This is a genomic window from Streptomyces panaciradicis (genome assembly GCF_023516615.1).
In the GTDB taxonomy this organism is placed as follows: domain Bacteria; phylum Actinomycetota; class Actinomycetes; order Streptomycetales; family Streptomycetaceae; genus Streptomyces; species Streptomyces panaciradicis.
Genome location: NZ_JAMGBF010000266.1, coordinates 1 through 6,669 on the forward strand (window position 1 = coordinate 1; position 6,669 = coordinate 6,669).

General features: G+C 72.1%; 6 protein-coding genes and 1 tRNA gene. 3 read left to right on the forward strand and 4 right to left on the reverse strand.

Annotation, left to right across the window (positions count from 1 at the left end; translation table 11 throughout):
* Positions 1-178 precede the first annotated feature (178 nt).
* A tRNA-Pro gene (locus M8J74_RS43390) sits at positions 179-252 on the forward strand.
* 158 nt (positions 253-410) lie between these two features.
* On the opposite strand, the gene M8J74_RS43395 is transcribed toward M8J74_RS43390, so the two are convergent.
* Positions 411-1,145, reverse strand: coding sequence for an SDR family oxidoreductase (locus M8J74_RS43395; RefSeq protein WP_249841665.1), 735 nt, complete (start codon positions 1,143-1,145; stop codon positions 411-413).
* Positions 1,142-1,408 (reverse strand): Atu4866 domain-containing protein, encoded by a 267-nt coding sequence (locus M8J74_RS43400; protein ID WP_249841666.1) that lies wholly within the window; start codon positions 1,406-1,408, stop codon positions 1,142-1,144. Before M8J74_RS43400 ends, M8J74_RS43395 begins: the two co-directional genes overlap by 4 nt.
* A gap of 141 nt (positions 1,409-1,549) precedes the next feature.
* On the opposite strand from M8J74_RS43400, the gene M8J74_RS43405 reads away from it, so the two are divergent.
* The gene (locus M8J74_RS43405) at positions 1,550-2,383 is read left to right on the forward strand and encodes a helix-turn-helix transcriptional regulator (protein WP_249841667.1); all 834 of its coding nucleotides are present in this window, start codon (positions 1,550-1,552) and stop codon (positions 2,381-2,383) included.
* Positions 2,384-2,609: 226 nt separating this feature from the next.
* Here M8J74_RS43405 and M8J74_RS43410 read toward each other — a convergent pair whose 3' ends face one another.
* Both M8J74_RS43410 and M8J74_RS43415 read right to left on the reverse strand, forming a co-directional pair.
* Positions 2,610-3,356, reverse strand: a complete 747-nt coding sequence (locus M8J74_RS43410; RefSeq protein WP_249841668.1) for an SDR family oxidoreductase — start codon at positions 3,354-3,356, stop codon at positions 2,610-2,612.
* A gap of 116 nt (positions 3,357-3,472) precedes the next feature.
* The gene (locus tag M8J74_RS43415) at positions 3,473-4,369 is read right to left on the reverse strand and encodes an RNA polymerase sigma-70 factor (RefSeq protein WP_249841669.1); all 897 of its coding nucleotides are present in this window, start codon (positions 4,367-4,369) and stop codon (positions 3,473-3,475) included.
* Positions 4,370-4,776: 407 nt separating this feature from the next.
* Here M8J74_RS43415 and M8J74_RS43420 point away from each other — a divergent pair, with 407 nt between their 5' ends.
* Positions 4,777-6,591: an ABC transporter ATP-binding protein gene (locus tag M8J74_RS43420; RefSeq protein WP_372500436.1), complete on the forward strand. Its 1,815-nt coding sequence runs from the start codon at positions 4,777-4,779 to the stop codon at positions 6,589-6,591.
* Positions 6,592-6,669 lie beyond the last annotated feature (78 nt).

Here is a 6,669-nt window from a genome sequence, read left to right on the forward strand (position 1 = left end):
GGGGGACGACCCGGCGCCCGCACAGCCGCAGCCCGTGGCGTCGGCCACCCGCGGCTGAGGCGACCGGCCGGCCCGGCGAGCCACCGGGCCGGCCCCCGCAGCCGGGCCGACGCACACACCGGTACCCGTACGGTAAGGTTGACCTGCGCGATCACGCGGTCCACCGCGAAGCGCGCACCGGGACGTGGCGCAGCTTGGTAGCGCACTTGACTGGGGGTCAAGGGGTCGCAGGTTCAAATCCTGTCGTCCCGACGGTGCGAAGGGCCTGCACAGGCGGACAGCCTGTGCAGGCCCTTCGTCGTGCCGGCGGGAGGAGCGCACCGGTCGGGGCCCTCACGGACCGTCGTCGGGGCGAATCCGCCGAAGGCGAGGGGCCGGATCGTTCGCAGCAGGTGTGGCGCCACCGCGGGTCATTGGGCGCTTGCGGCGGGACGGACGATGATTTCGTTGACGTCGACCTGCGGAGGCTGGGAGAGGGCGTAGGCGATGGCCTCCGCGATGGCCGAGGCGGGCAGCGCCACGGCGCGGTAGGTCGTCATGGCCTCCCGGGCGGCAGGGTCGGAGATGCCGTCGGCGAGTTCGGACTCGGTCACGCCCGGGGAGACGAGGGTGACCCGGATGTTCCCGGTGGACTCCTGGCGCAGTCCCTCGGAGATCGCGCGGACGGCGAATTTGGTGGCGCAGTAGACGGCGGCGGTGGGAGAGACCTCGTATGCGCCGACGGAGGCGATGTTCACGAAGTGTCCGCTGCCCTGAGCACGCATCGTGGGCAGGGCGGCGGCGATACCGTGCAGGACCCCCCGCACGTTGACGTCGATCATGCGGTCCCACTCGTCGGTCTTCAGCGCTTCCAGCGGGGAGAGTGGCATCACTCCGGCGTTGTTGACCACCACGTCCACTCGGCCGTAGCGCTCGCGGGCGGCGGACACGAAGGCCCGGACGTCATCGGCATCCGTGACGTCCAGCCGCTGGAACGCCGCGGTGCCGCCTGCGGTAGCGATCTCCCTGGTCAGCGCATCGAGACGATCGGTGCGCCGGGCTCCAAGGAACAGACGGTGGCCGTCGGCGGCAAGCCGGCGGGCGGTCGCCTCGCCGATCCCGCTGCTCGCTCCCGTGACTGCCACGACCTTGGGTGCGCCTGTCATGCCTGCTTTTCCTCTCGGTGGAGCACGAGGTGCTCGTGGTGGAGCACGCCATCGCGGATGTCGCCCGTCGCGTGGAACCCGGAGTCGTCGACGTAGTCGATGTGGCTGTCGGACACCGTGTATCGGCCCGTGTACGCGCTGCGCCGGTCACCCCGGGCCTCGTCGTACCGGCCGTCCGCCCGCAACTCCTGGCGGATGTGACCGTCCGCGGTCACCCACATGCCGACCACGTCGGCAGGGCCCTCCTCCGCGTTCCCTGTCATGACGGACTCCCTTCGTCCACGAATGCCGATCTGTCCTGCCCGACCGAGTCTGGACAGGCCGGAGACCGCCGACCAGGACGTGTGCTGCCTGGGTGCACCGCACCCAGGCAGCACACCGCTCCCGCGCCCTAGCCTGAGGACATGACCGACAACCACCTGGGAGAGTTCCTCCGCGCACGCAGGGCGGGCCTACGGCCGCAGGACGTCGGCATGGCGAGCTACGGCGTGCGCAGGGTCACCGGACTGCGCCGTGAAGAGGTCGCGGTCCTGGCCGGAGTGAACGCTGATTACTACACCCGTCTGGAACAGGGACGCGAACGCCACCCTTCGGCCCAGGTACTCGACGCGCTCGGCCGCGCTCTGCGACTGGACCCCCACGCCCAGGCACACCTGCACCAGCTGGCCGGGGCAGCGCCGAGCAACCGGTTCACTCACACCACGGACCGCGTCAGTCCGGCCCTTCGCCGGCTGATGGACGGCTACCCGGGCGCCCCGGCGTTCGCCATCAACCGGACCCTGGACATCCTGGCGGACAACGCCCTGGCCGAGGCCCTGCACTCACCCTTCGAACGGGCGGACAACCTGGCCCGCATGACCTTCCTCGACCCGGCCGGCCGGCGGTTCTACACCCGGTGGAGCCACACCGCGCAGGCCACCGTGAGCCACCTGCGTCAGGCGGCCGGCCTCGACCCGGACCACCCACGGCTGCGGGAGCTGGTCCGCGCCCTCAGCGAGCACAGCGCGGACTTCACCCGCTTGTGGAACACCCACGCCGTGCGGGGCAAGACCCAGGACACCAAGCACTTCCTCCACCCGGACGTCGGACCCTTGACCCTCACCTACCAGGCCTTCGACGTATGCGACGCTCCGGGCCAGCAACTCGTCATCTACCAGGCCGAACCCGGCAGCCCCAGCGCCCAGGCCCTCAACCTGCTCGGCTCCCTCCATGCCACGTCGCATCAGGACGCCCTGTAGCCGGAAGTGACGGCCGGTGTCTGCGGAGCAGCAGCCTCAGCCGACGCTCGCTTCCGGACACCCCCTTCGAGTACCAGGCAGGCCCTCCACCTGGCCGGGCCCGGGCGACGGAGGGCGAACGCCGCGCGATGCGCCACGGCGCGGCGCCGCACGCGTCGAGGACGCGATAGAGGACGCGCTAGGGGAGTGCCGGGGCCCTCGGCCGCCGGCCAGGGCCCCCGTGGGCTCAGCTCTGCCGCGCCAGCCAGTCGGCGAAGCGGGTCGCGCCGAGGTGTGCGCCCGGGCCCGGCAGCAGCGTGTCCTCCTGCAGCGCGGCGCCCCAGTAGCGGGCCTGCGGGTCCGTGACGATCTCGCGGGGGTCGTTCAGCGCGGTGAGGCCCATGCGGATGAACTCCTCCAGCCGGAAGGCCTCGGGGCCGCCGGTCTCCACCACGCCGCCCACCGGGGCGCCGGCCGCGGTACGGCCGACGGCCGCGGCGACGTCGTCGGAGACCATGGGCTGGATCCTCGCGTCGGGCAGGCGGACGGTGCCGTCCTCGGTCATGCCGTCGGCGAGGCCCTTGGCGAACTCGAAGAACTGGGTGGCGTGCACGAGGGAGAAGGGGACGTCCGATGCCCTGATCAGGTCCTCCTGGACCTGCTTGGCGCGGAAGTAGCCGCTGTCCAGCAGGCGATCGGTGCCGACGACGGACAGGGCGACATGGTGCCCCACACCGGCCTCGGCCTCCGCCTTGAGGAGGTTGGTCGTGGACGTGCGGAAGAAGTCCATGACGTCCTCGTCCTTGAACGAGGGGGAGTTGGAGACGTCGACCACGACCGACGCGCCCCGCAGGACCTCGGCCAGCCCCTCACCGGTCAGCGTGTCGACGCCGGTGCTGGGCGCGGCCGCGACCGCCTCGTGCCCGTGCTCGCCGAGCAGCGCGACCACCTTCGAGCCGATGAGCCCGGTACCACCGATCACTACGACCTTCATGTCGGAATTCCTCTCGGAGTCTTCTTCGGTGCCTGCATCAGGACAGACCGGGCAGGGCCCCGGCTTGTGACAGTGCCCCGCCCGTCCCGGTGACGGCACGGGCGGGGGCCGGGCCGTCAGGCGTCCAGCGATGCCACGTAGGGCGCGAGTTTGCGCGGGCTCATGACCCACATCAGGCGCTCGATGCCGCGCTCCGAGGCGTCCAGGCAGAGCAGGGCCACCGCCTGCCCGTCCGCCAGGACGAGGGCGGCCGGCACGCCGTTGGCCTCCACCGGCCGGATGTCCTTGCCGGGCCAGAAACGGGGGGCGAAGGCGGCCAGGTACCGGGAGACGTGCCGACGCCCGAAGACCGGGATCCGCGACGCTCCGCGCACCCCGCCGCCGTCGGAGTAGCTGGCCACGTCCTCGGCGAGCAGGCCTTCGAGCACGGCCAGATCACCGGTCTGCGCCGCGGTCAGGAACACCTCCGTCAGCCGCCGGTGCGCCGCCGGCTCCACGGGCCTGCGGCGGTCCGACGACAGATGCCTGCGGGCGCGGCTCACCAGCTGGCGCGCGTTGGCCTCGCTCAGCTCCAGCATCTGAGCGATCTGCGGATACGGGTGGTCGAAGGCCTCGCGCAGCACATAGGCGGCGCGCTCCACCGGGTTGAGCTTCTCCAGCAGGAAGAGCACCGCCATGTCGAGCGCCTCGGCCCGCTCCGCCCCCAACTGCGGGTCCGCGCGCGTGTCGACCGGCTCCGGCAGCCAGGGGCCGACGTACGACTCGCGCCGCACCCGGGCGGACCGGGCGAGGTTGATCGCCAGCCGGGCGGTGACGGTGGCGAGGAACGCCGCCGGTTCGCGCACGGCGCCGCGATCGGTGTTCTGCCAGCGCAGCCACGCCTCCTGGACGATGTCCTCGGCCTCCGTGGCGCTGCCGAGGACGCGGTAGGCGATGCCGAACAGCTGCGGCCGGGCCGCCAGAAAGGTCCTCGTGGCGTCGCCGAGGGTGTCGCTGTCGTCCTCGGTGCCCATGCCTGCTCCCGGTTCCGCGTCCGCCCTGCCGGAGCCGTACCCCGCCGGCCCGGTGGCCACCTCCGCCTGTCGGGTGATGCTGCTGTCGGTCCTCACACCACCCAGGACCGGACAGCTGCCGATTCTGTGACACCCGCGCGCCGTCCCTGCCGCTCGCGACGTGCGTCCCGTGCGCGCGGGGCGCACCTCCCGGCGGGCGGAAAACGCGTGGACCGGACGGGGACCTTCGCGGGACACTCCCATTCCTGGCCTGCACGTACTCGCGCGAGGGCGTCGCCGCGAGCTGTGCGAGGGCGCTCACACGAACGACGTTGCCCGCCGCGCCACGCGCAGGCCCACCGCCGTACGACGACGGGATCGGGATGGGATCAGCTGACGCACGCGCGGGTTCGCCGCGCAGGGGCCCCGTGCTCCTCGCACTTCGCTACTACGGACGACAACTGGCCCGGTTACGGCGGCTGACGGCACCCGCCATGCTGCTGCCGGCCCTCGGGAACATCGGCCTCAACTACATCGCGCCGCTCATCGTGGCCAAGCTCGTCGCCCGCATCGCCGGCGGCGACGGCGCCGGCCTCGGCGCGACCCTGCCGTACGTCATCGGCTTCGCCGGCGTCATGCTGCTGGCTGAGGGCCTGTGGCGCATCGGCCTGCACTGCCTGAACCGCCTCGACGCCCTCGGTGTCGAGGCGCTGTACGTCCTGGGCATGGACGAGCTGTTTGCCAAGGACGCCACGTTCTTCCACGACAACTTCGCCGGATCGCTGACCAAGCGGGTGCTGAGCTTCGCCTCCCGCTTCGAGGACTTCATCGACACCCTCACCTTCAACGTCGTGGGCAGCCTGGTGCCGCTGCTCTTCGGCTCGGTGGTGCTGTGGCGCTACGAACCGCTGCTGGTCGTCGGACTGCTGGCGATGATCGCGCTGACGGCCCTGCTGGTGGCCCCGCTCATCCGGCGCCGTCAGGCCCTCGTCGACCAGCGCGAGGAGGCGATCGCCCGGGTGTCGGGGCATGTCGCCGACAGCCTGATGAACATGGACACGGTCCGGGCGTTCGCCGCGGAGGAGCGCGAGGCCGCCGAGCACCGCTCGCGGGTCGCGCACTCGCGCCGCCTGATGCTGCGGTCGTGGGACTACGGCAACCTCCGCATCGACACGCTGGTCGCGCCGATGTCCGTGCTGACCAACGTCCTCGGGCTGGTGCTCGCCGTGGCTCTCGGCGGCGGCGAGCACGGGGTGGAGGCGATCGTGGTCGCCTTCACCTACTACGCCAACGCCACCAAGATCATGTTCGACTTCAACCAGATCTACCGCCGTCTGGAGAGCTCCATGACGGAGGCCGCGCAGTTCACCGAACTGCTGCTGGTGCCGCCGACGGTCCTCGACCCGGCGGCCCCCGAGCCGCTGCGCCAGGGGCCCGCCGACGTCCGCTTCGAACGGGTGACCTTCGCCCACGGGGGAGGGAAACCGCTCTTCGACGGCCTCGACCTGGCCGTGCCCAGCGGCGCGAAGATCGGCCTCGTCGGCCGGTCCGGCGGGGGCAAGACCACCCTGACCCGGCTGCTGCTGCGGATGACGGACATCGACGGCGGCCGGATCCTCATCGGCGGCCAGGACATCAGCCGGATGCGCCAGGCCGACCTGCGGGGCCTCATCGCCTACGTCCCCCAGGACCCGGCCATGTTCCACCGCACCCTGCGCGACAACATCGCCTTCGCCCGGCCGGACGCCACCGATGCCGAGATCCGCCGGGCGGCCGAGGCGGCGCACGTCACGGAGTTCGCCGACGCGCTGCCGCACGGCTTCGACACCATGGTCGGCGAGCGCGGCATCAAACTGTCCGGCGGGCAGCGTCAACGCGTCGCCCTGGCCCGGGCGATCCTGCGCGACGCGCCGATCCTGCTGCTCGACGAGGCGACCAGCGCACTGGACTCCGAGAGCGAGATCCTCGTGCAGGAAGCGCTGTGGCGGCTCATGGAAGGGCGCACGGCCCTGGTGGTGGCGCACCGGCTGAGCACGGTCGCGGGCATGGACCGGCTCGTGGTCCTCGACCGCGGCCGGATCGTCGAACAGGGCACGCACCAGGAGCTGCTCGCGGCCGAGGGCGCCTACGCGAAGCTGTGGTCGCACCAGTCGGGCGGCTTCCTCGACGACAACGCGCCCGTGGACGCCCCGCTGCCGGACGGCCGGGTCACCGGCAGCGTCGCCGGCGCCGACCTGCACTGACCCCGGCGCACCGTGGGCGGCCCCGCCCACGGTGCGCCACGCGTACCGGCGGCCGCTAGCGGGCGGCCCGGCGGCGGC

What these genes read in the sequence shown, in the direction of transcription:
- M8J74_RS43395 (WP_249841665.1), bottom strand. Translation starts at nt 1,145, where the DNA reads ATGACAGGCGCACCCAAGGTCGTGGCAGTCACGGGAGCGAGCAGCGGG.
- M8J74_RS43400 (WP_249841666.1), bottom strand. Translation starts at nt 1,408, where the DNA reads ATGACAGGGAACGCGGAGGAGGGCCCTGCCGACGTGGTCGGCATGTGG.
- M8J74_RS43405 (WP_249841667.1), top strand. Translation starts at nt 1,550, where the DNA reads ATGACCGACAACCACCTGGGAGAGTTCCTCCGCGCACGCAGGGCGGGC.
- M8J74_RS43410 (WP_249841668.1), bottom strand. Translation starts at nt 3,356, where the DNA reads ATGAAGGTCGTAGTGATCGGTGGTACCGGGCTCATCGGCTCGAAGGTG.
- M8J74_RS43415 (WP_249841669.1), bottom strand. Translation starts at nt 4,369, where the DNA reads ATGGGCACCGAGGACGACAGCGACACCCTCGGCGACGCCACGAGGACC.